A 20,654-nucleotide genomic window follows, 5' to 3' on the forward strand; every position below is an offset into this window, starting at 1 on the left:
CGGGTAAGTTCCGACCTGCACGAATGGCGTAACGACTTCCCCGCTGTCTCAAATGTGGACTCAGCGAAATTGAATTGTCTGTGAAGATGCAGACTTCCCGCGGTTAGACGGAAAGACCCCATGCACCTTTACTACAACTTCGCACTGGCATCAGGATTGCGATGTGCAGGATAGGCGGTAGGCTTTGAAGCGGGGACGCTAGTCCTCGTGGAGCCATCCTTGAGATACCGCCCTTCGCACTCTTGATGTCTAACCGCGGCCCGTTATCCGGGTCCGGGACCCTGCGTGGTGGGTAGTTTGACTGGGGCGGTCGCCTCCCAAACAGTAACGGAGGCGCGCGAAGGTTGGCTCAGACCGGTCGGAAATCGGTCGTTGAGTGCAATGGCAGAAGCCAGCCTGACTGCAAGACTGACAAGTCGAGCAGAGACGAAAGTCGGCCATAGTGATCCGGTGGTCCCGAGTGGAAGGGCCATCGCTCAACGGATAAAAGGTACGCTGGGGATAACAGGCTGATGATGCCCAAGAGTCCATATCGACGGCATCGTTTGGCACCTCGATGTCGGCTCATCTCATCCTGGGGCTGGAGCAGGTCCCAAGGGTATGGCTGTTCGCCATTTAAAGAGGTACGTGAGCTGGGTTTAGAACGTCGTGAGACAGTTCGGTCCCTATCTGCCGTGGGTGTTGGAGACTTGAGAGGAGCTGCCCCTAGTACGAGAGGACCGGGGTGGACGGACCACTGGTGGACCTGTTGTCGTGCCAACGGCAGTGCAGGGTAGCTATGTCCGGACAGGATAAACGCTGAAGGCATCTAAGCGTGAAGCCCCCCTCAAAACAAGGTCTCCCTTGAGAGCCGTGGAAGACCACCACGTCGATAGGCCGGAGATGTAAGTGCAGCAATGCATTCAGTTGACCGGTACTAATGGCTCGATAGGCTTGATTTGATCCGGTAGAAGCAAGATCCGCGTCCTCGAAAGACGACGCAGACCCCTTCTCCAAAAGGCATCCTTGGACAACTTCACCCTGCGCAAGCAGGGCGACGCTGAGCGTTTCTTTCCTGGTCTGGTGGCCCTAGCGCGAGCAAAACACCCGATCCCATCCCGAACTCGGCCGTTAAGTGCCGCTGCGCCGATGGTACTGCGTCTTAAGACGTGGGAGAGTAGGTCACCGCCAGACCTGGTAAGAAACGCAACATCTCTCCGAACGACGCAAACACCCCAACAGGACAAAAATGGCGCGGGGTAGAGCAGCCCGGTAGCTCGTCAGGCTCATAACCTGAAGGTCATAGGTTCAAATCCTATCCCCGCAACCACCTCAACCGAATACCCATTCAGCCCGCTTTCCAGCGGGCTTTTTGCTGTTCGGCCCTCAGCCAGTCCCACCATGGCGGCCAGCGCGCCTTCCAGCTCCAGCTTGGTGCCCTCCGGGGTGACCTGCACCGTCACCACCTCGATCAGCCCGCGGATGGTCTCCAAGGCGGGCGTGCGGATCTCGGGATCGGCAAGGGTCGCGGCCAGCGCCGCCACCTTGCGGCGATACATCTCCGACAGGTTCGGATGCAGCCGAACAGGCGAGGGGGCAGGGGCCATGATTACAATGCCGTCAGGCCGCACTCCTCGCTCGGCAACCTGACGCCGCTTGAAGCGCGCCGGACGCTTGCGCTACCCGAGGGCTCCGCGCCCGGCGCGCTTGCCATAAAACCACCTGCCAACTACCAATCTCAATGCTCTGCCCCCTAAAAACTGGACCGTTTGAAACTGGAGTTTTCGGCTAACCTTCCCTGGCTGGGAGAGGAGCTGAGAACGATGAAGGCATCGAGGTTCACGGAGGCGCAGAAGGCGTTTGTCCTGAAGCAGGGTGAGGAAGGCACGCCGGTGGCCGAGGTCTGCCGCAAGGCGGGGATCAGCCAGGCGACCTACTTCAATTGGAAGAAGCGGTATGGCGGTTTGCTGCCGGACGAGATGCGCCGGCTGAAGGCACTGGAAGACGAGAACAGCCGGTTGAAGAAGATTGTGGCCGACCTGACCCTCGACCGAGCTATGCGGGATTTTGGGTGACGCGGCCTGATCAAGCGGCGCGGCTTTCGTTGGCGTCCTGCTCGGCGACACCGTCAGTGAACTTGACGCCTTCGACGACGAGAGGCAACTGGTTTGCGCCCTTCAGTCGTCGCCATTTCTTCGCTGCGGCCTGAACCAGCTTGAACACCATCAGCTTCGCTGTCTTCTGAGACAACGCGCCTTTGGTTCGGACGGTGCGATGGCGGACGGTCGCGAAGACGTTCTCGATCGGGTTGGACGTGCGCAGGTGGTCCCAGTGAGCGGCCGGGAAGTCGTAGAAGGCCAGCAGTGCCTCTCGATCCTTGGTCAGGCAGGCGACGGCTTTCTCGTATTTCACGCCATACTTCTCGACGAAGGTATTGACGGCGGTCTCTGCCGCCGCGCGGGTCGCGGCTTGCCAGATCTCCCGCAGGTCAGTCTTCACCGCCGGGTGCATCGACTTCGGAAGCTTGTTCAGGACGTTGGACACCTTGTGGGTCCAACAGCGTTGGTGGCGCGTGTCGGGGAAGATCTCATCCAGCGCCTTCCAGAAGCCAAGGGCACCATCTCCGACCGCGAGGTCCGGTGGCGCCGAGAGGCCGCGGGCCCTGAGGTCGACCAGCAGTTCATGCCAGCTCTGCGCGCTCTCGCGGACCCCAACCTGGAACCCCAGCAGCTCCTTCTTCCCTTCCGGCGTCGCCCCGATGATCACCAGCATGCACTCGGCCTGCGGCTCCATCCGGGCCTGCAGATACACGCCGTCGGCCCAGACATAGACGTAGCGCCGGGCCGAGAGGTTTCGGCGTTGCCAGCGGTCATGTTCTGCTTGCCACTCGCCCGTGAGCCGCGAGATCGCTCCTGGCGACAGGTTGGGCGCATCCGGACCGACCAGCGCGCTCAGAGCCTCCTGGAAGTCTCCAGTCGAGACGCCGCGCAAGTAGAGGACCGGAAGCAGAGCATCAAGGCTAGGCGAACGGCGCGCCCACTTCGGAAGAATGCGCGAATTGAACCGGATCTTGTCCTCCGGCGGCGCATCAGCTGCCCGGTCGCGCACCTTCTGTCTCTGCACCGGGATAGGGCCGATCCCGGTCTGGATGTTCCGCTCAGGGCCGGTGCCGTGGTGGACAACGCGCTGCCTGCCATCGGGCAGGCGCTCCTCAGCAAACTGCGCGACAAAACTCGCGGCCTCAGCCCTGAGTGCCGCTGCCAGCATCTGCCGGGCGCCGTCGCGTGCAATCTCGGTGAGTGGATCAACGACAGATCCGGGCTGGTGAAGCGGGGTGATCGTGATATCATCTTCCAAGGCGTATCGCTCCTTCGGGAGGTTCTGGCAGGCTTTGACACCCACCACGATACGCCGCCTTCTCAGACCCCATCACCCAAAATCGGCCATAGCTCCCCTCGACCGGGAGATGTTGCGAGGCACGTCATCCGCCGAAAGCTCGTTCGCCAGCCGGCTTGAACCGGTGGCGCCTGCTGGCTCACCCTGCCCGGACACGGGAACTGGTTGACGGGATGTTGGTGGGCTGGGGCATATCGATCCGCCGGGCATGTGAGGCCCTGCGCTTTGACCCGTCGAGCTACCACTACAAGTCCCGCCGAACCGGGCAGGCCGCATTGGAACTGAGGATCCGGGAGATTTGCGAAACACGGGTGCGCTACGGATATCGGCGTGTCCATGTCTTGCTGCGACGGGAGGGCTGGCAGGTGAACATCAAGAAGACGCGCAGGATCTACAATGAGTTGGGTCTGCAGCTGAGGAACAAGAATCCAAGACGTCGGGTGAAGGCGAAGCTGCGCGATGATCGCCAGGAGGCAGTCGGACCGAACGATGTCTGGGCCATGGATTTTGTTCATGACCAACTCGCCCTCGGCAACAAGCTGCGGATTCTGACGATCGTGGATACGCATTCCCGTTTTTGTCCAGCAGTCGACCCGCGCTTCGCTTACCGCGGTGAGGATGTGGTCCGGACACTGGAACGGGTCTGTGCCGAGGTCGGCTATCCCAGGACGATCCGGGTCGACGATGGCGAGCCGAATTTATCTCTCGCGATCTCGACCTGTGGGCTTATGCCAACGACGTTACCTTGGACTTCTCACGCCCTGGAAAGCCTACTGACAATGGCTTCATCGAGGCGTTCAACAGCAAGCTTCGGTCCGAATGCCTGAACGCGCGTCGCCATTGCCGCTCGGACCAATGGCGCGACAATGGCAACTTCATGAGCTTTGTGGACGCGCAGGAAAAACTGGAGACTTGGCGTAGGCACTACAACGAGGACCGACCTCATAGTGCGATCGGATATAACGTCCCGATCGCCCTGCATTATCCCGGCGGCGCAGCCAGCCCGTCGCCATGACCGAGCCGGAAAACTCCAGCATCCGGCGGTCCAAGGTTGGGGAGCAGCGCACGGAGATGCTGTCGCAAACCGTCCTGACCGTGACGCGGACCGACCGTATCGTGACCAGATAGGCGAGACAGGCAGCGGATAGGACAGCCCACAATGATGACCGTGTTGTCGAGTGTCTGGGCCCTGCTGCTGGGGATCGTGCTGATCATGCTGGGCAACGGCATGCATTTCACGCTGATCGGCCTGCGCGGCGGCCTGGAGGGGTTCTCGTCGGTCGAGCTGGCGATCGTCACCTCGGGCTATTTCATGGGCTTCCTGTCGGGGGCGCGCGCCACGCCGGTGATGATCCGCCGCGTCGGTCATGTGCGCGTCTTCGCGGCGCTTGGCAGCCTGATGTCGGCGGCGCTGATCGCCTTTCCCCTGCTGACCGAGCCTTGGGCCTGGACCCTCCTGCGTCTGCTGGTCGGGTTCTGCATGTCGGGCGTCTATGTCGCGGCCGAAAGCTGGTTGAACGCGGCCTCGACCAACCAGACGCGCGGCAAGGTGCTGTCGGCCTACATGATCGCGCAGACCCTGGGCATCATCGGGGCGCAGGGGCTGCTGACCCTGGGCGATGCGGGCACATCGGTGCTGTTCATCGGCGCGTCGATCCTGGTCTCGGTGTCCTTCGTGAGAACGGCGGTGCAAAAATCGGCCACGGTAGCGGCGGGATGACCCTGCTGCGGGCGGCGTAAAAGTCGTCCACCTTTACCCTTTCTGGCGACAGGGAGGGCGGGAGGATTTTCACCGTGGACTTGTATCGTAGAGTGCGATTGGCCTGTGCCGAGGGGATGAGCCAGCGCGAGGCAGCGCGTCATTTCAACATCGCGCGCGACAGCGTAGCCAAGATGATGACGTTCTCGGTTCCGCCCGGATATCGGCGGACGGCCCCTGTGAAGCGGCCGAAGCTGGATGCCTACACCGGGATCATCGACGGCTGGCTGGAGGGCGATCGGGAGGTCCATCGCAAGCAGAGGCATACGGCGAAGCGGGTGTTCGAGCGGCTTCGCGATGAGCACGGGTTCGCCGGCGGCTACACGATCGTGAAGGACTACATGCGGGAGCGCGAACGGCGCGGCCGCGAGATGTTCGTGCCGCTGGCACACCCGCCCGGACATGCCCAGGCCGACTTCGGCGAGGCGGTGGCCATCATCGACAGTGTCGAGCAGAAGGCGCATTTCTTCGTCATGGACCTTCCGCACGGCGATGCCTGTTATGTCAGGGCCTATCCAGCGGCGACCGCGGAAGCCTGGGTTGACGGTCACGTCCAGGCCTTCGCATTCTTCGGCAAGGTGCCCGCATCGGTCCTCTACGACAACGACCGCTGCCTGGTTGCGAAGATCCTGCCGGACGGGGCGCGCCAGCGAGCCACGCTCTTCAACGGGTTCCTGTCGCATTACCTGTTCCGCGACCGCTACGGCCGCCCGGGCAAGGGGAATGACAAAGGTAACGCTGAGGGCTTGGTTGGCTACTCTCGCCGCAACTTCATGGTGCCGATCCCGCAGTTTGCGACTTGGGACGCGTTCAACGCCCATCTGGAGGCGCAATGCCGCAGGCGTCAGGGGGATGTCCTGCGCGGCCAGTCCGAGACGATCGGCCAGCGCCTTGGGCGGGATCTGGCTGCGATGTCCGACCAGCCGGCCGCACCGTTCGAAGCCTGCGATCAGGCCACTGGCCGGGTCAGCTCGCAGGCGCTGGTGCGTTACAGGACCAACGACTATTCGGTGCCGGTCGCTTACGGACACCGCGATGTCTGGATCAGGGGCTATGTCGCCGAGGTCGTGATCGGCTGCGGTGGCGAGGTCATCGCACGTCATCTCCGCTGCTATGACCGCGAGGACATGGTCTTCGATCCGGTGCACTATCTTCCGCTCATCGAGCGCAAGATCAACGCCCTGGACCAGGCGGCGCCCCTGGCCGAGTGGGATCTACCACCAGAGTTCGCGATCCTACGCCGACTGATGGAGGCGCGGATGAACAAAGTCGGACGCCGCGAGTATGTTCAGGTTTTACGCCTGCTCGAGACCTTCTGCCTCGACGACCTGCACGCCGCCGTGAAGAAGGCGCTGCAACTGGGTGCCGTCAGCTTCGATGCCGTTAAGCACCTTGTGCTCTGTCAGGTCGAAAGGCGTCCGCCGAAGCTGGACCTTGATGTCTACCCCTACCTGCCGCGCGCCAACGTCGCGACCACATCCGTGGCGAGCTACATGTCCCTGCTGTCGGGAGATGTAGCATGACTGAAGCCCCGAGGATCCTGCTCACCCACCATCTGAAAACGCTGAAGCTGCCGACGTTCCTGCGGGAGTATGAGAAGGTTGCGCGCCAATGCGCCGCTGAAGGGCTGGACCATGTCCAGTTCCTGTCGCGCCTGGTCGAATTGGAACTGATCGACCGCGAGCGGCGGATGGTCGAGCGACGCATCAAGGCCGCGAAGTTCCCGACGACCAAGAGCCTCGACAGCTTCGACTTCAAGGCGATCCCCAAGCTCAACAAGATGCAGGTGCTGGAATTGGCCCGCTGTGAATGGATCCTACGGCGCGAGAACGTCATCGCCCTCGGGCCGAGCGGCACGGGCAAGACCCATGTTGCCCTCGGACTGGGGCTGGCCGCCTGTCAGAAGGGCATGGCGGTCAGCTTCACCACCGCCGCGACGTTGGTCAACGAGCTGATGGAGGCCCGCGACGAACGCCGCCTGCTCCGCCTGCAAAAGCAGCTGGATGGCGTCAAGTTGCTCATCATCGATGAACCAGGCTTTGTGCCGCTGTCCAAGACCGGTGCCGAGCTCTTGTTCGAGCTCATCTCTCAGCGCTATGAGCGCGGTTCCAAGATGATCACCAGCAACCTGCCATTCGACGAATGGACTGAAACCTTCGGCACCGAACGCCTGACCGGCGCATTGCTCGATCGACTGACCCACCACGTCAATATCCTCGAGATGAACGGCGACAGTTATCGGCTCGGACAAAGCCGCGCCCGAAAGGCCGAAGCAACCACATAATCGCACCTTGCGAGATTGGCCCTGCGGGCCAAAGCGCCATGGCACGCGCCAGCTATTTGGGAAGCGCGCGCGCCATGGCGCTTGGCGCCTCGCCACTGGCCTGGTTTTGCGCCGCCGCGTGGCCGGTTTTTACGCCGCCGTTGACACCTTCGCGCCGATCCTGCTGTCGGTGACGCCCGCGCCCGTGGCCGATGTCGCGCGGCCGATGTCGCTGCGCGGGCTGCTGGGGGCATCGCCCCTCGGGACAGTGGGGATCTTCCTGCTGGGCAGCGTCTATGCGACCCAGTCTGGCATGGGCGCGGTCTTCGGCACGCAGATCGGCATGACCACCGGTCAGATCGCGCTGTTCGTGGCTATGCTGTTCGCGGGCGCATTGGTGATGCAGAACCCGGTCGGCTGGCTGTCGGACCGGATGGACCGTCGCAAGCTGATCTTCGGCGCGGCCGCCCTGGGGTCGGCCTCCTGCGCGGCGGGCTGGGCCACGGGAGGCGCGCTGGCGCCGCTGATGGCGGCGGCCTTCTTCGCCGGAGCGTGACCACGCCGCTCTATGCGCTGTTTCTGGCCTATACCAACGACGCCCTGCCGCCCGAGGACATGCCCGCCGCGTCGGGCGGTCTGGTCTTCACCTTCGGCCTGGGCGCGATTGCAGGCCCGATGGTGACGGGCTGGGCGATGAAGGGGTTCGGTCCCTTCGCGTTCTGGCCGGTGCTGGGGGCGCTTTTCGCCGCGATCGCGTCCTATGCGCTGTTTCGGATGACACAGACGACGACCCTGCCGGTCGACCAGACGGACAGCTATCTGAGCGTCCTGCCGACCACCTCGCCCGTCGCCGTCGAAGCGGCCAGTGTCTGGGCTGCCGAACAGGCCGTGATCGAGCGGGACCCGGCCTCGCCCATGTGATCATGCTCGCCGGATGCCGAAGGGGGCGCGGTGCCTATCTTCCTCCGAACAGCGCGACAGCCGAGAGCCGACCGTCGCCCGCAGCCTCTGCAGCAAAGCCGACATGCGACGCGGTCGGGCCGCCCAGGATCTCGCGCGGGGTCGCCGCCTGCTCCCAATCCGAGATGATCGCAGAAAGGTCCGCCCGTCCGATCGAGGCGCCTGATCCGCCGAGCGTCGCGGTCTGCACGGCAAGGCTGGTCCACCCCGTCGATCCCTCGGGCAGAAGCTCGAAGATGTTCTCGGGCAGATCGTCGCGGTCTTCTGCCAACCGATCCAGAACGCGATCTGCGGCCTCATCCAGATCCGCATCGGCCGCGAGCGGACCAAGTCCGGCGTCGGCTCGGGCATCGTTGATCTGCTGAAGCGCCGTCCCGGCAACCTCCTCCGGGCTGAGCGCCGAACCGGCACCCCCCTCATCCTCGCCGGGGCCGGAAAACGTCTGAACGGCATAGACCGTACTGCCCGAGCCGGCGATGCCGAAGCCGAAGCTGTCAAAGCCCGCGGACAGGATGTTCCTGCGATGCCCGGGGCTCTGCATCCAGCCGTCGTGGAAGGCCTGGATCCGGTCAAGGTCCGGTGGCGCCGTGCATCCGGTGCAGGTCGCGATGTTCTCGCCGCTGACCGCCCAGCTGTTGCCCCCGGCGGCGAGGAAGCGGTCGAACGGCGTTTTACCATCCGGCGAGACATGGCTGTGATATCCGCGCGTCAGCATGTCCGCGGCATGGCTCTGCGCCGCCGCGTCAAGCACATCGCTTTGTGCAAGTGACGCCAGGTTGGCCTCGCTGCGGGAGGCATTGGTCCGTTCCAACGCAGCCTCGCGCAAGTCCGCCAGGTCCTGAGCGGACGCGGGTGGGGCGAATGGCCCGCTCAGGACATTGACGAGGATGACGGATGTCAGCACGGAATGGGCTTGCACGGTGGTCCCTCCCGGTTTCCGGGAAATCAACTGCGCAGGGCAGGCAGGGTTGCACGGGACATGCGTCGGGTCCGTCTCGCTGACCGCGTCCCCGTGATTGGACCGACACGTTCGAGCTGTCGGTCCTGGCCCTTCCGAACGCCTCCGCGATCTGCGCCCGGTGTCGTCGGGACATACCCTCTCGTGCCGTCGGTGGCGGAGGCAGGGGTGACGAAGCTGCTGCTGCGATGTCCCGGGCCGGCCATCCGGCGCGACCGCACCTGCCGGGACCTGTTCGCCGCGCAGGTCGTCGCTGCCGGGCAGGGGGCTGATGACGGTGGCCCCGGGCCTGCAGGCCCGGAATCCGGCGGGGCAGTGCCGGGACCGCCTCGGCGCTGGCAGGTTGGTCCGTAAGGCCGAACCGGGGCCAGCGCCATCAGGCTAGTGTCCCAGCATGGTGACCTTCACCAGCATCCAGATAGCCATCGCGACCATCATCAGGTTCTCGGTCAGCGAGACGAAGCCCAGGGGCACGTTGCTGTCGCCGCCGACGCAGGCGCATTTGATGTCCCGCTTGTCGACATAGACCGCCTTCCAGACCGACACCGCGCCGATCGTGCCGATGAACAGCGCCACCGGGATCGACAGCCACATCAGCGCGCCCGCGACCATCAGCACCCCCGCCAGCCCCTCGGCGAAGGGATAGACATAGCCGTAGCGCACCCATCTCTGCGCCAGCAGATCGTAGTTCAGGAACATCGTGGCGAAACTGTCCACGTCCTTCAGCTTCTGCAGCGCCAGCAGACACATGGCGAAGGCCACGAACCACTCCGCCGCAGCGATCGTGAACACCGCGCCGATCGCGGCCCAGTTGGTGGCCAGCGCCATCGCGGCGGCCATCGCGAACAGTGCGATCACCGGACGATAAGTCGTCGCGCTCGTGTCGCGGACGGTCTTGCCGAAATGCCGCCGCAGGTCGTCATAGCCGCCGATGCGCTGGCCGCCGATGAAGGTCTGCGGGGTGGTCTGGACGTCGTGCTCCTCCTTGAAGGCATCGACCTCGGCGCGGGTGGTCAGGTGATGGTCCTCGACGCTGAAGCCCTGCCGCCTGAGCAGATCGAGCGACTTCAACCCGTAGGGGCACATGTGCTTGGTCATCACCATCCGGTGGACGGTGGCGGTTCTGGCGTTTGAACGGGACATGATCACCCTTGATGGCTGGAGAAGACGCGGGTCTGGGACCCGGTCCAGAGGATGACGTCGAAGGGATCGCGGTGATCGCCCATCTCCATGCCCGGCGATCCGACCGGCATGCCGGGCACTGCGATGCCGCCTGCCTGCGGATGCTGTTCCAGCAGGCTGTGGATATCGGCGGCGGGCACATGACCCTCGATCACATAGCCCTCGATCAGGCCCGTATGGCAGGACCGCAAGGACGCCGGGACGCCATGGCGATCCTTCACGGCCTCCATGTCCTCGGTCATGACCACGTCCACGACGAAGCCATGCGCTTCCAGATGCGCGATCCAGGCCCCGCAGCATCCGCAATCGGGCGAGCGGAACACCTGGGCCCGGACGGGCGTCTGACGCGCAGCCGCAAGGGCCGGCGCCGTCATCAGGCAGGCGGCCATCGTGGCCGCGAACATCCGTCGATTGATCATCAGGCAATCCTTTCCTTTAATCCGTTGTCCCTGGCGCGGCGGGTCCCTTGTCCGTCGCCGGCCTCGGGCATTTCGAGTTGGTGCAGGATGGGGCAACTGGGACGCTCGTTGCCCGCGCAGGCATTCGCCAGATCCTCCAGCGTGTCGGCCATCTCCTGCAGGTGGGCGATCTTGTGGCGCAGATCCTGAACCCTGGCCTGCGCCTGCGCCTTCACGTCGGCACTGCGCCGGTCCTTGTTGCGCCACAGGTCCAGCAGCTCGGTGATCTCGGCGATGGAGAAGCCCAGATCGCGCGCACGGGCGATGAAGCGCAGCACATGCACATCGCCGGGCGCGTAGTCCCGATAGCCCGAGGCCGTGCGCGCAGCGGTCGGGATCAGACCGATCTGTTCGTAATAGCGGATCATCTTGGCCGACACACCCGAGCGGGTTGCGGCGTCTCCGATGTTCATCAGATGGGCTCCGTGCTCCTTCTGGACCAAATATGGGGCTTCCCATGGTGGGAAGGTCAAGGGACGGGTCACGGATTTATGCATCTGCGACCCTGCGAGGATGGGAAGGACCATCTGATCGCCGGAAGAAGAGGGGCGCTGCCATGACGACAGTCGGTCCCGTCCTGTCGACGGCCCTCGCTTTTGCGACACCGGGCCTTGCCTGACAGGGCACGGCCACGGCGACATGCCCATGTCCGGGGCGCAGCCCGACGATACGCCGTCGCCGACACCCAATGACGAGGCGAGGACCGACATGGCCCGCATCGGTCCCGAGCGCGGATCGGATCCCAAGCTGGCGCCTTGGCCGAGACTAACTGGCGGCAAGGCTGGGCACGGAAACGTGAGCGCGGCCGTGTAACATTCACCCCTGCATGCCCGAATGGACCTACGCCTGACATGGTAACACGGAGGTCAACATGCCCGTATCGGCCACGACACCTTTCTTCCTTCAGAACGGCAAGAGCTTTCTCGTCAACCCGCCGTCCACTCCCCGGATCATCACCGATCTGGGCACCGCGACGCTGGTCGACAGCGACCTCGTGCGCGGCGACGATCCCGGTGAGGCGGTCACCCTCGGGTTCGGCCGCGGGACGGGCGGCGGTTTCCGACGCTTCTTCGACCAGGACAGGGAGGTGCTGACCAGCCTCACCTTCGACGACGGCACCATCCTGACCGGGGTCAGGGGGCTGGTGGACGGCAACAACTTCAGCATCGGCGGCAACTTCTACTTCCTGTTCGACAGCGATGCGCTGGCCGCGGTCGGCAAGTCGATCAGCGATGTGGCCAAGGTCAACAGCTTTGCCCTGTTCGACCACGACCTGAACTGGTCCGACTTGGGCTTTTCCGGCGGCAACCTGCCCGCACCCGAGCCTCAGCCCGAGCCGGAGGAAAGCACCGAGGCCACGGCGATGTTCTTTTCGCAGAACAACCAAAGCTTCATCGCGAATCCCACGTTCAACGTCTTCCTCGACGCCCGGATCGGGGTCGCGACACTGGTCGACGACGACCTGATCCGTGGCAACGATGCGGGCGAGGGGGCCGTGATCGGGGTCGGCTTCACTGGCGCCCCGGTGATTGCCACGCAGCCGACCGAGGTCCTGACTAGCATCGCCTTCGCCGACGGCACGACCCTGACCGGGGTGGAGGGCGTGCTGTTCGGCGGCGGCTCGTCCGCATCCTTCGGCCTCGGCAGCAGCACCTTCCTCTTCGACGCCGATGCGCTGGCCGCCGCGGGCAAATCGGTCGTCGACGTGGCGCGAGTCCTCAGCTTCACGTCCACGGACCACGACCTGACCTGGGCCGATCTGGGCTTTTCCGGGGGCGATCTGCCCGAACCGGGGCCGCCGCCGGTGCCGGACCTGGTCGAGGGAATCCCCGCGACCGCCATCTGGTTCTTGCAGAACAGCCAGAGCTTCATCGTCAACCCGACATTCAACGTGACGCTGGACACCGAACTGGGGATCGCGACACTGGTCGACGACGACCTGATCCGCGGGGACGATGCGGGCGAGGGGGTCACGCTCGGGCTGCGGATCCTCGGGGGCGGTCCGCAACCCGTCGCGACCCAGGACATCGAGGTTCTGACCAACATCACCTTTGCCGACGGCACCACCCTGACCGGGGCCGAGGCGGTGATGTTCGGGGGCGGCTCGCCCGCCTCCTTCGGCCTCGGCACCAGCACCTTCCTGTTTGACACGGTTGCCTTGGCCGCTGCGGGCAAGTCCGTCCTCGACGTGGCGCGGGTGAACAGCTTCACGATGACGGACCACGACCTGACCTGGTTCGACGTCGGCTTCACCCAGGACGGCGTCACCCTGCCCGAGCCGGAGCGGAACCTGACCCTGCTGGAGGGCACCGCCGGCAACGACACCCTGCGCGGCACCCGGGACGACGAGCTGATCCTCGGCGGCGAGGGGAACGACCGGCTGATCGGCGGCCGAGGCGACGACGTGATCCTCGGTGGCAACGGCAACGATCGGCTGACGGGCGGGCTGGGCGAGGACACCTTCGTCTTCGGCGCCGATGCGCGCGACGGCAACCGGGACCGCGACGTGGTGACCGACTACAACGCGGTTCTGGACACCATCGTGCTGGAAGCCGGTGCGACCATCCGGTCCTCCGCGGTGCGGGATGGCGGCCTGCTGATCACGCTCGACGGCGATGGCGACACCATCTTCGTGCAGAATGCCGGGCCGATCATCCTGGGCAACATCGCGCTGGTCGACGACCTGTTCCTGGTCTGATCCGTTTCTTGGTCTGATCCGTGGCGGGGCGTGATGCCGCCCCGCCGCATTCCCGACGGTAATTTTGCCTGTCAAGGGACGCCCGGAGGGGCGGACATTAGGATCGACGATGTCCGGCGCGGAGGTCTGCACCAACACCTCCATCGCGGCCTGCAGCGCGTGATCGACAAGGGCCTGCACGTGATACAGGTCGAAGCCGCCGTTCGCCGTGGCCTGATGCGCTCAAGGTTTGCCCGAGGCACGGCCTTGGGCGGCCAAGGCGGTGTCGGCGATGACCGGAATATCGGGATATGCTGCGAAGTGGTTCTGCGGCAGAGAGCAGCTTGTGCCGCATCTGAGCTTTACTGGAACGCCATCGACGATCAGATCATGGCCGGGTGTGATGGCGCCCTCTGCCAGCATCACGCCGTGATAGAGCATGTCGCCCGCCGTCAGGCCCCCCACACCTGCGACATGCCGCCTGTCGCTGTCATCCGGGGGCCTTCGGAATGCCCAAGGACCAGATGGGCCAGATGCGGCAACTGGAAGTTCGGATCCGAAGCAGGCTGCGTCCCTTCCCGCATGGTTCCGCATGTCCTGCACCACTGGGAGGAGGCAGCATGGCGGTTTGCCGCAGCGCGGTGTGCCAGTCATGAACGGGCTGTTGATCGTCAGCGCCCCGATGAGGCCGACAGGCTGTCCCGGTCCTTGGACCACGAGCGCGAAGATGCCCATTCGGGACCGGCAGGCAGGCCCGCTATTCGGCTGTTGTTCACAAGCTTTCAGCGTCAATGCGTCTCGGCGAGGCAAGGCGAAAAGAAATTATAAATTCTACCTTGAGTTGTGTTCTCCCTTCAGACATCCTCAACACATGTTCGGGTAAAGTTCTCACCAGTCGCCTTCTGTTTGCGCGTTCCGCTTCCCGTTCGTGGACTGTCGATGGCGACAACGGTTTTGGATTCTTGCGGTCGCGGCATGCGATCCGAGGAGCAGACGGAGAACAAAGTGACCCTTTCGGCCTCATCAAACATCTTCACCATTGGCCACAGCCTCGTGGGCCTGGAAATGCCCCACATGATGAACAGCATGGGGCGCGGGGGTGTCACCGACTATCAGGTGATCATCGGTGCCCCGTTGCGGGTCAGCTGGGAAAGTTCGGGCGCCAGCTTTGCGCAGGGCAAGGACTCGCGCAAGGCGCTGGCGACCGGTGACTATGATGCCGTGATCATGACGGAAGCGATTCCGCTGGACAGTCATCTGAAATGGTCCGGGACGGTCCAGAATGCCCTGCGGTTCGCCAATCTGGCCTATTCGGCCAATCCCGACGTGCAGACCTATATCTACGAGACATGGCACGGCTTCGACTTCCACAACGGCAACCTGAGGGCGTGGCGTGCGGGGCTCGACAGCTTCGGGCCGAAATGGGAAAGCATCGTTGACGGCGTGAATGCCGGGCTGCCGGATGGCGCAAAGCCCATGCTGCTGATCCCCGCCGGCCAGGCGATGGCGAACCTCTATGACGCGATCGAGGCGGGCCAGATCCCGGGCGTGACGTCGATCCGGCAGTTCTTCGTCGATGACATCCACCTGAACATCAACGGCAATTACTTCGTCACGACGGTTCATCAGGCCACCTTGTACGGCGAGAATCCCGACGGCCTGCCGGAACGGACCTTCAGCCCCTGGGGATCCTACCCGGCGGTGAACCCCGCGCTGGCGGACGCCCTTCAGAAGGTCGCGTGGGAGACGGTGAACGAATACGACCGCGATGGCGTCAACGACAATGGTGCGGGACCCGCGCCCGTCGACCCCGCGCCTGTCGATCCCTCCCCGGCAGAGCCCGAACCTGCTCCGGTGGACCCCAGGCCGGTCGACCCCAAGCCCGTCGACCCCAAGCCGGTGGATCCGAAGCCCGTCGATCCGAAGCCGGTGGAGCCCAAGCCGGTAGACCCCAAGCCCGTCGATCCGAAGCCGGTGGACCCCAAGCCGGTGGATCCGTCCCCGGTCGAGCCCGGCTCCGAGGTGGCGGGGTGGAAGGCGACCTATTGGGCCCTTCCGTCCAGCGCCACCAACATCAGGACCGTGGACTTCACGGCGCCGCCCACTGCGTCGACCACGTTGGACAAGGTCCAGTTCTGGACCGAGGGCAGCCTGTGGAGGGGCGGACCGGCCAACCATTTCGCGGCCAAGTTCGAGGGCGATCTCGAGATCAAGAAGGCCGGCGACTATCGCTTCACGGTCGGGGTCGATGACGCGGCGCTGATCTATGTGGACGGAAAGCTGGTCCTGGACCGCAGCGACAACGGGGCCTTCAAGACCAGCGAGGTCACGCTCAAGCTTGGCACGGGATCCCATACGATCGAGTTCCGGTACCTTGAGGTGAATGGAACCTCTGCCGCCGAACTGCAGTACAGCGGCCCGGACACGATGGGCAAACGGGCCTACATCACCGAGAAGGTCGTCTCTCATGGGGGTCAGCCAGCCGCTGTCGACCCGGCCCCCGCCGATCCCGAACCCGTCGTGCCCAAGCCCGTCGACCCGAAGCCCGTCGATCCGAAGCCTGCGGATCCCGAGCCCGCACCCGAGCCGCCGACAGCTCCGCCGCCCGCCCCCCCGGTCCCTGCGGACGGATCGACGCTGACCAACCCGTCGATGGGTGTCGGTCTGGGCGGGGTCACGGACTGGTCGACCCAGATGCCCTTCCTCGACGTCTTCAAGACCTCACGCCCCTGGACGGGGCACCTGGAAGGCCGGTGGGGCGGGGCCACGTCGCAGCAGATCGAGGCCGTCTCGGACGCGAACGGATACCTGACCAAGCTGCCCGCCGGCGTGTCCCATGTCAGCTCGCTCTTCCTGACCGAGATGCCGTCCCAGATGACCTCGGTCGCTGGAACCTACCGGGTCACTTATGACGGACAGGGCGACATCCGGGTCACCGGCGGCACCAATGTCCGCTACGGCGACGGAGAGATCTGGTTCGACTACACGCCCCGCAACAGCAACCTGGTCAGCATCGACATCCACAGGATCACAGCCACCGACCATATCCGCAACATCTCGGTCGTCCACGAGAAGAACATCCCGGCCTTCGAGGCCGGCAAGGTCTTCAATCCGCAGTGGATCGAGATGATCGACGACATGCGCTCGCTGCGCTTCATGGACTGGCAGGGCACGAACAACTCGGACGTCTCCAGCTGGGCCGACCGGGCGCAGATGTCGGATGCGACTTGGGCCACCGAGGCCGGCGTCCCGCTGGAGATCATGGTCCAGCTGGCCAACGAGACCGGGACGGATCCCTGGTTCAACATCCCGCATCTGGCCAGCCCGGACTACATCCGGAAATTCGTGGCCTATGTGAAGGAGAACCTCGATCCCGACCTGAAGCCCTCGTTCGAGTATTCCAACGAGGTCTGGAACTTCCAGTTCGAACAGGCGCAATGGGCCCACCAGCAGGGCCAGAGGCTGTGGCCCGGCCAGAGCGACGCATGGGTCCAGTTCTACGGCATGAAATCCGCCGAGATGGCGCGGATCGTCGATCAGGTCTATGGCGCGAACGTCAATGACCTGGTGAACAAGGTCATCGCCACCCACACCGCCTGGCAGGGCCTCGAGGAGAGCATCCTCGATGCGCCGAACGCGGTCGCCAACGGTTCGGCACGCCCCGCATCCCTGTTCAACGACTATGCCATCACCGGATATTTCGACGGCAGCCTGGGGCGCGAGAAGGGCGCGACCGTGCTGGACTGGATCGCAAGCTCCGAGGCAAGCGCCCTGGCCCAGGGCCGTGCCCAGGGCCTGTCGGGCAGCCAGCTGACCGCCCATGTCCGGGAACACAAGTACGACCGCGCCATCGACCTGGCCGTGAGGGAGCTTCGCGACGGCTCGGTCACGGGCAATCCCGACGGCTCGATCGCCAACCTGATCAAGAGCTTCGCCTATCACAAGAAGGTCGCCGACGCCTACAAGATGGACCTGGTGATGTATGAGGGCGGCACCCATGTCGTGGGCACCGGCCAGTGGAGCAACAACAAGGTGCTGGCCGACTTCTTCAACGCCCTGAACCAGTCCGATGACATGGGCGGGCTGTACCAGGAACTGATGCAGGGCTGGAAGGATGCGGGCGGGACGCTGTTCAACGCCTTCGTCGATGTGGGGCGGCATGGAATCCACGGATCCTGGGGCGCCCTGCAGCATCTGGACGACCAGTCCGAACGGTGGGATGCCATCGTCGCCTTCAACAAGGCAAATCCCGGATGGTGGGAGGCTCGGGACCCGGGCGACTTCATCGGCAGCGGAGAGACGGCCCCGGTCGGGACGACCCCGCCCGATCCCGAACCCTCGGACCCGACCCCGGCCCCGACGCCTGTCCCGCCGACGCCCCCGGGTGCCATCCTGGGGAACGATCTCGACAACATCCTTGAAGGCAGTGGCAGGAACGACCGGATCTACGGGTTCGGCGGCAATGACACGATCTATGGCAAGGGCGGCGCCGACGAGATGCATGGCGGCCTGGGCAACGACCTCTACTTCGTGAACGATCGGGGCGACCGGACGATCGAGAGGGCGAACGAGGGGTATGACGAGGTCAGGTCGACGATCGACTGGACCCTGTCCGCGCATACCGAGGCGTTGTTCCTGCGGGGAACGGCCGATCTCGACGGGATCGGGAACGCGCTGGGAAACCGGCTGGTCGGCAACAACGGAGCGAACACCCTGTCCGGGATGGCCGGGAACGACGTCCTGCGGGGAGGCGGCGGCAACGATCGCCTGATCGGCGGAACCGGAAACGACACGCTTTCGGGCGACAGCGGCCAGGACACCCTGGATGGCGGCGCCGGGAACGATGTCTATACCGGCGGTGCGGGACGGGACGTCTTCATCTTCCTGTCGGGCAGGGATGTCGTGAAGGACTTCCAGGTCGGCTTTGACACCGCCGAGCTGATCGGCGACGGAAGGATGACCTGGCAGAACAGCAACCAGGGCCTTGTCATGAGGCACGACCAGGGCACGGTCACCTTCGAGGGCCTGGACATGGAGGATGTCAGCTTCATCTTCTGATCTTTGACTTCTGAGGCGTCAGGCCAATCGAGATGCCCGAGAACCGGGTGGCCTGACGCCGGATGCGAGTTGATAGCCTGCGTGACGGGCGATGCCTGATGGATTGCCCCTGCACCCCGATGCACTGATCGCCCGCATTGGGGTGCTCCTTGTCAATGCTGCCAGATTGTCGGGCGCACCGCAGGCGCTGGAAGAGACCGGCACCGCCGTCGCCTCGCTCCATCCGGACGGGCGCGTGGTCTTGACATGGCCGACCGTGCCCTGTCGGTGCAGCAGATGCGCGCCTAGCAGCAGTCCTCGGGCCAGGACAGTGACGCTTGGGCAGCGCTGTGCTAGTTCGTCCTGGCAGGTCGACTTTCCCCGCCTTGCCCCCGATGCGTTCCGACAACGGAACCGGCGGGGCCTTCCGAGTAGGCCGATCCACGCCACAACGCCTGTCGCACCGACGGATCGCGGGTCAGCCCTCAGGAACCTTTGGGGGGCCGCACGGTTAGAGGGCCCGGCGCCCTCATCCCGGCAGAGCCTCTGCCCGCCCCGTCTTCCTCCGCAAAGCCCCGACCGCCCGTCCTGCCCGCCGCAGGGGCAGGGGGGGGTGCGGCATCGAAAGTCGTCCCATGTTCGAGACATTGAGCCAGCCTCCCGATCCCTACATCCTCGTCCTGATGGGCATCGGCGTGCTGATCGCGCTGGTGGCGTGGCTGCCCTTGGCGCTGCGGCGCCTTCCGCTGTCGCTGCCGATCGTCTGCATCGGCCTGGGCATGGGACTGGGTGCCATCCCCTGGTTCCGCTTCGCGCCCTCGCCGCTGGAGCATCCCGAGATCACCGAGCGGTTCGCCGAGTTCGTGGTCATCATCGCGCTGATGGGGGCCGGGCTCAAGATCGACCGAGTGCTGGGCCTGCGATCCTGGATGATCACCTGGCGGCTGATCTTCCTGACGCTGCCCTTGGGGATCGCGCTGATCACGCTGCTGGCGGGCACCTGGCTGGGTCTGCCTTGGGCCTTGGCGCTGCTTCTGGGCGCGGTCCTGGCGCCGACCGATCCCGTGCTGGCCTCGGACGTGCAGGTGGGCCCGCCCAAGACCGGCGAGGAGGACGAGGTCCGCTTCGCGCTCACCTCCGAGGCCGGGGTGAATGACGGGGCGGCCTTTCCCTTCGTGCACCTGGCCATCGCGCTGGCGGCCGCCTCGGTCACGCAGGAACCCTGGGCCTTGGAATGGCTGACCTACAATGTCCTGTGGGAGATCGGCGTGGGCATCCTGGGCGGCTATCTGGTCGGTCGGCTGTTCGGCTGGATCACCTTCCGCATCCCGGCCGAAACCAAGCTGGCCAAGACCGGCGACGGGCTGATCGCCCTGGCGGCCACTTTCGTGTCCTATGGCTTCACCGAGACGATCCACTCCTATGGCTTCCTGTCGGTCTTCGTCACCGCGCTGACCTTCCGGCAGGCGCATCGGGATCACGACTTCCACACGTCGATGCACGACCTGACCGAACAGATCGAGCGGATCTCGATGATGATCCTGCTGCTGCTGTTCGGGGGCGCGCTGGTCCATGGCCTGCTGTCCCCGCTGACCCCTGCCGACATCGCGGCGGCGGTGGTGATCCTGCTGGTCATCCGTCCCGTGACCGGCCTTCTGGGGCTGTCCGGGGTCACGGCGTCCTGGCACGAGCGTCTGACGATCGCCTTCTTCGGGATCCGCGGCATCGGGTCGTTCTATTATCTCGCCTATGGCCTGAACCATATCGAGGATCCGGGCCATGCCGCGCGGCTCTGGGCCATCGTCGGCCTGGTGGTGCTGCTGTCGATCATCATGCACGGCCTGTCGGTCACCCCGATCATGCGCAAGCTGGACCGCCTGCAGGGCCGCGACCCCGATGCCGACGACGCCGTGCCGCCCCCGGGCTTCCAGGGGCCGGGCGCCGAGGCGCGGAGATGAGGGCGGTCGGCGCGGGAAAAGCGGCAG

The 20,654-nt window shown here is 64.8% G+C and carries 11 protein-coding genes, 1 tRNA gene, 2 rRNA genes and 5 pseudogenes (1 of these 19 cut by a window edge); 13 read left to right on the forward strand and 6 right to left on the reverse strand.

The window, feature by feature from the left end:
• From E4191_RS00515 to E4191_RS00535, 5 genes and pseudogenes are all read left to right on the forward strand, one after another.
• Positions 1–941, forward strand: a 23S ribosomal RNA gene (locus E4191_RS00515) (it extends 1,896 nt beyond the left edge of the window).
• Positions 942–1,058: 117 nt separating this feature from the next.
• A 5S ribosomal RNA gene (gene rrf / locus E4191_RS00520) occupies positions 1,059–1,173 on the forward strand.
• A 59-nt stretch (positions 1,174–1,232) separates the two neighbouring features.
• A tRNA-Met gene (locus E4191_RS00525) sits at positions 1,233–1,309 on the forward strand.
• A gap of 274 nt (positions 1,310–1,583) precedes the next feature.
• Positions 1,584–1,736 (forward strand): annotated as a pseudogene (locus tag E4191_RS00530) (IS3 family transposase); the annotation flags it as partial.
• Positions 1,737–1,802: 66 nt separating this feature from the next.
• Positions 1,803–2,039, forward strand: a pseudogene (locus tag E4191_RS00535) (transposase); the annotation flags it as partial.
• A 25-nt stretch (positions 2,040–2,064) separates the two neighbouring features.
• Here E4191_RS00535 and E4191_RS00540 read toward each other — a convergent pair.
• Entirely contained in the window at positions 2,065–3,336 is a 1,272-nt protein-coding gene (locus E4191_RS00540) for an IS256 family transposase (RefSeq protein ID WP_135311670.1), read from the reverse strand.
• A 167-nt stretch (positions 3,337–3,503) separates the two neighbouring features.
• Here E4191_RS00540 and E4191_RS00545 point away from each other — a divergent pair.
• The 5 genes and pseudogenes from E4191_RS00545 to E4191_RS00565 all read left to right on the forward strand — a co-directional run.
• Positions 3,504–4,390 (forward strand): annotated as a pseudogene (locus E4191_RS00545) (IS3 family transposase); the annotation flags it as partial.
• 144 nt (positions 4,391–4,534) lie between these two features.
• Positions 4,535–5,050: pseudogene (locus tag E4191_RS00550) on the forward strand (MFS transporter); the annotation flags it as partial.
• Between the two features lie 119 nt (positions 5,051–5,169).
• The gene (gene istA, locus E4191_RS00555) at positions 5,170–6,657 is read left to right on the forward strand and encodes an IS21 family transposase (RefSeq protein ID WP_176562598.1); all 1,488 of its coding nucleotides are present in this window, start codon (positions 5,170–5,172) and stop codon (positions 6,655–6,657) included.
• The gene (gene istB, locus E4191_RS00560; protein ID WP_135311672.1) at positions 6,654–7,418 is read left to right on the forward strand and encodes an IS21-like element helper ATPase IstB; all 765 of its coding nucleotides are present in this window, start codon (positions 6,654–6,656) and stop codon (positions 7,416–7,418) included. Before istA ends, istB begins: the two co-directional genes overlap by 4 nt.
• A gap of 145 nt (positions 7,419–7,563) precedes the next feature.
• Positions 7,564–8,318 (forward strand): annotated as a pseudogene (locus E4191_RS00565) (MFS transporter); the annotation flags it as partial.
• Between the two features lie 34 nt (positions 8,319–8,352).
• Here the strand turns inward: E4191_RS00565 and E4191_RS00570 are convergent.
• From E4191_RS00570 to cueR, 4 genes are all read right to left on the reverse strand, one after another.
• Entirely contained in the window at positions 8,353–9,261 is a 909-nt protein-coding gene (locus E4191_RS00570) for a CAP domain-containing protein (protein WP_176562599.1), read from the reverse strand.
• Positions 9,262–9,696: 435 nt separating this feature from the next.
• Positions 9,697–10,458: a MauE/DoxX family redox-associated membrane protein gene (locus E4191_RS00575; RefSeq protein WP_135311674.1), complete on the reverse strand. Its 762-nt coding sequence runs from the start codon at positions 10,456–10,458 to the stop codon at positions 9,697–9,699.
• Between the two features lie 2 nt (positions 10,459–10,460).
• Positions 10,461–10,916: a DUF411 domain-containing protein gene (locus tag E4191_RS00580; RefSeq protein WP_135311675.1), complete on the reverse strand. Its 456-nt coding sequence runs from the start codon at positions 10,914–10,916 to the stop codon at positions 10,461–10,463.
• Entirely contained in the window at positions 10,916–11,368 is a 453-nt protein-coding gene (gene cueR / locus E4191_RS00585) for a Cu(I)-responsive transcriptional regulator (RefSeq protein ID WP_135311676.1), read from the reverse strand. The genes E4191_RS00580 and cueR overlap by 1 nt, the downstream gene beginning before the upstream one ends.
• Positions 11,369–11,826: 458 nt before the next feature.
• Between cueR and E4191_RS00590 the strand changes: the two genes are divergently transcribed.
• A complete protein-coding gene (locus E4191_RS00590) occupies positions 11,827–13,653 on the forward strand; it encodes a calcium-binding protein (RefSeq protein ID WP_228461420.1) in 1,827 nt (608 codons plus the stop codon).
• A 222-nt stretch (positions 13,654–13,875) separates the two neighbouring features.
• Here E4191_RS00590 and E4191_RS00595 read toward each other — a convergent pair whose 3' ends face one another.
• Positions 13,876–14,073 (reverse strand): hypothetical protein, encoded by a 198-nt coding sequence (locus E4191_RS00595; RefSeq protein WP_135311677.1) that lies wholly within the window; start codon positions 14,071–14,073, stop codon positions 13,876–13,878.
• A 564-nt stretch (positions 14,074–14,637) separates the two neighbouring features.
• On the opposite strand from E4191_RS00595, the gene E4191_RS00600 reads away from it, so the two are divergent.
• Both E4191_RS00600 and E4191_RS00605 read left to right on the forward strand, forming a co-directional pair.
• Complete coding sequence (locus E4191_RS00600) at positions 14,638–18,690, forward strand: PA14 domain-containing protein (RefSeq protein WP_139615461.1); 4,053 nt, start codon at positions 14,638–14,640, stop codon at positions 18,688–18,690.
• A 614-nt stretch (positions 18,691–19,304) separates the two neighbouring features.
• Positions 19,305–20,627: a cation:proton antiporter gene (locus tag E4191_RS00605; RefSeq protein ID WP_135311679.1), complete on the forward strand. Its 1,323-nt coding sequence runs from the start codon at positions 19,305–19,307 to the stop codon at positions 20,625–20,627.
• Positions 20,628–20,654: the final 27 nt, after the last annotated feature.

It is taken from the genome of Paracoccus liaowanqingii (assembly GCF_004683865.2).
Taxonomy (GTDB): domain Bacteria; phylum Pseudomonadota; class Alphaproteobacteria; order Rhodobacterales; family Rhodobacteraceae; genus Paracoccus; species Paracoccus liaowanqingii.

What these genes read in the sequence shown, in the direction of transcription:
- E4191_RS00575 (WP_135311674.1), bottom strand. Translation starts at nt 10,458, where the DNA reads ATGTCCCGTTCAAACGCCAGAACCGCCACCGTCCACCGGATGGTGATG.
- istB (WP_135311672.1), top strand. Translation starts at nt 6,654, where the DNA reads ATGACTGAAGCCCCGAGGATCCTGCTCACCCACCATCTGAAAACGCTG.
- E4191_RS00590 (WP_228461420.1), top strand. Translation starts at nt 11,827, where the DNA reads ATGCCCGTATCGGCCACGACACCTTTCTTCCTTCAGAACGGCAAGAGC.
- cueR (WP_135311676.1), bottom strand. Translation starts at nt 11,368, where the DNA reads ATGAACATCGGAGACGCCGCAACCCGCTCGGGTGTGTCGGCCAAGATG.
- E4191_RS00580 (WP_135311675.1), bottom strand. Translation starts at nt 10,916, where the DNA reads ATGATCAATCGACGGATGTTCGCGGCCACGATGGCCGCCTGCCTGATG.
- E4191_RS00595 (WP_135311677.1), bottom strand. Translation starts at nt 14,073, where the DNA reads ATGCTCTATCACGGCGTGATGCTGGCAGAGGGCGCCATCACACCCGGC.
- E4191_RS00605 (WP_135311679.1), top strand. Translation starts at nt 19,305, where the DNA reads ATGTTCGAGACATTGAGCCAGCCTCCCGATCCCTACATCCTCGTCCTG.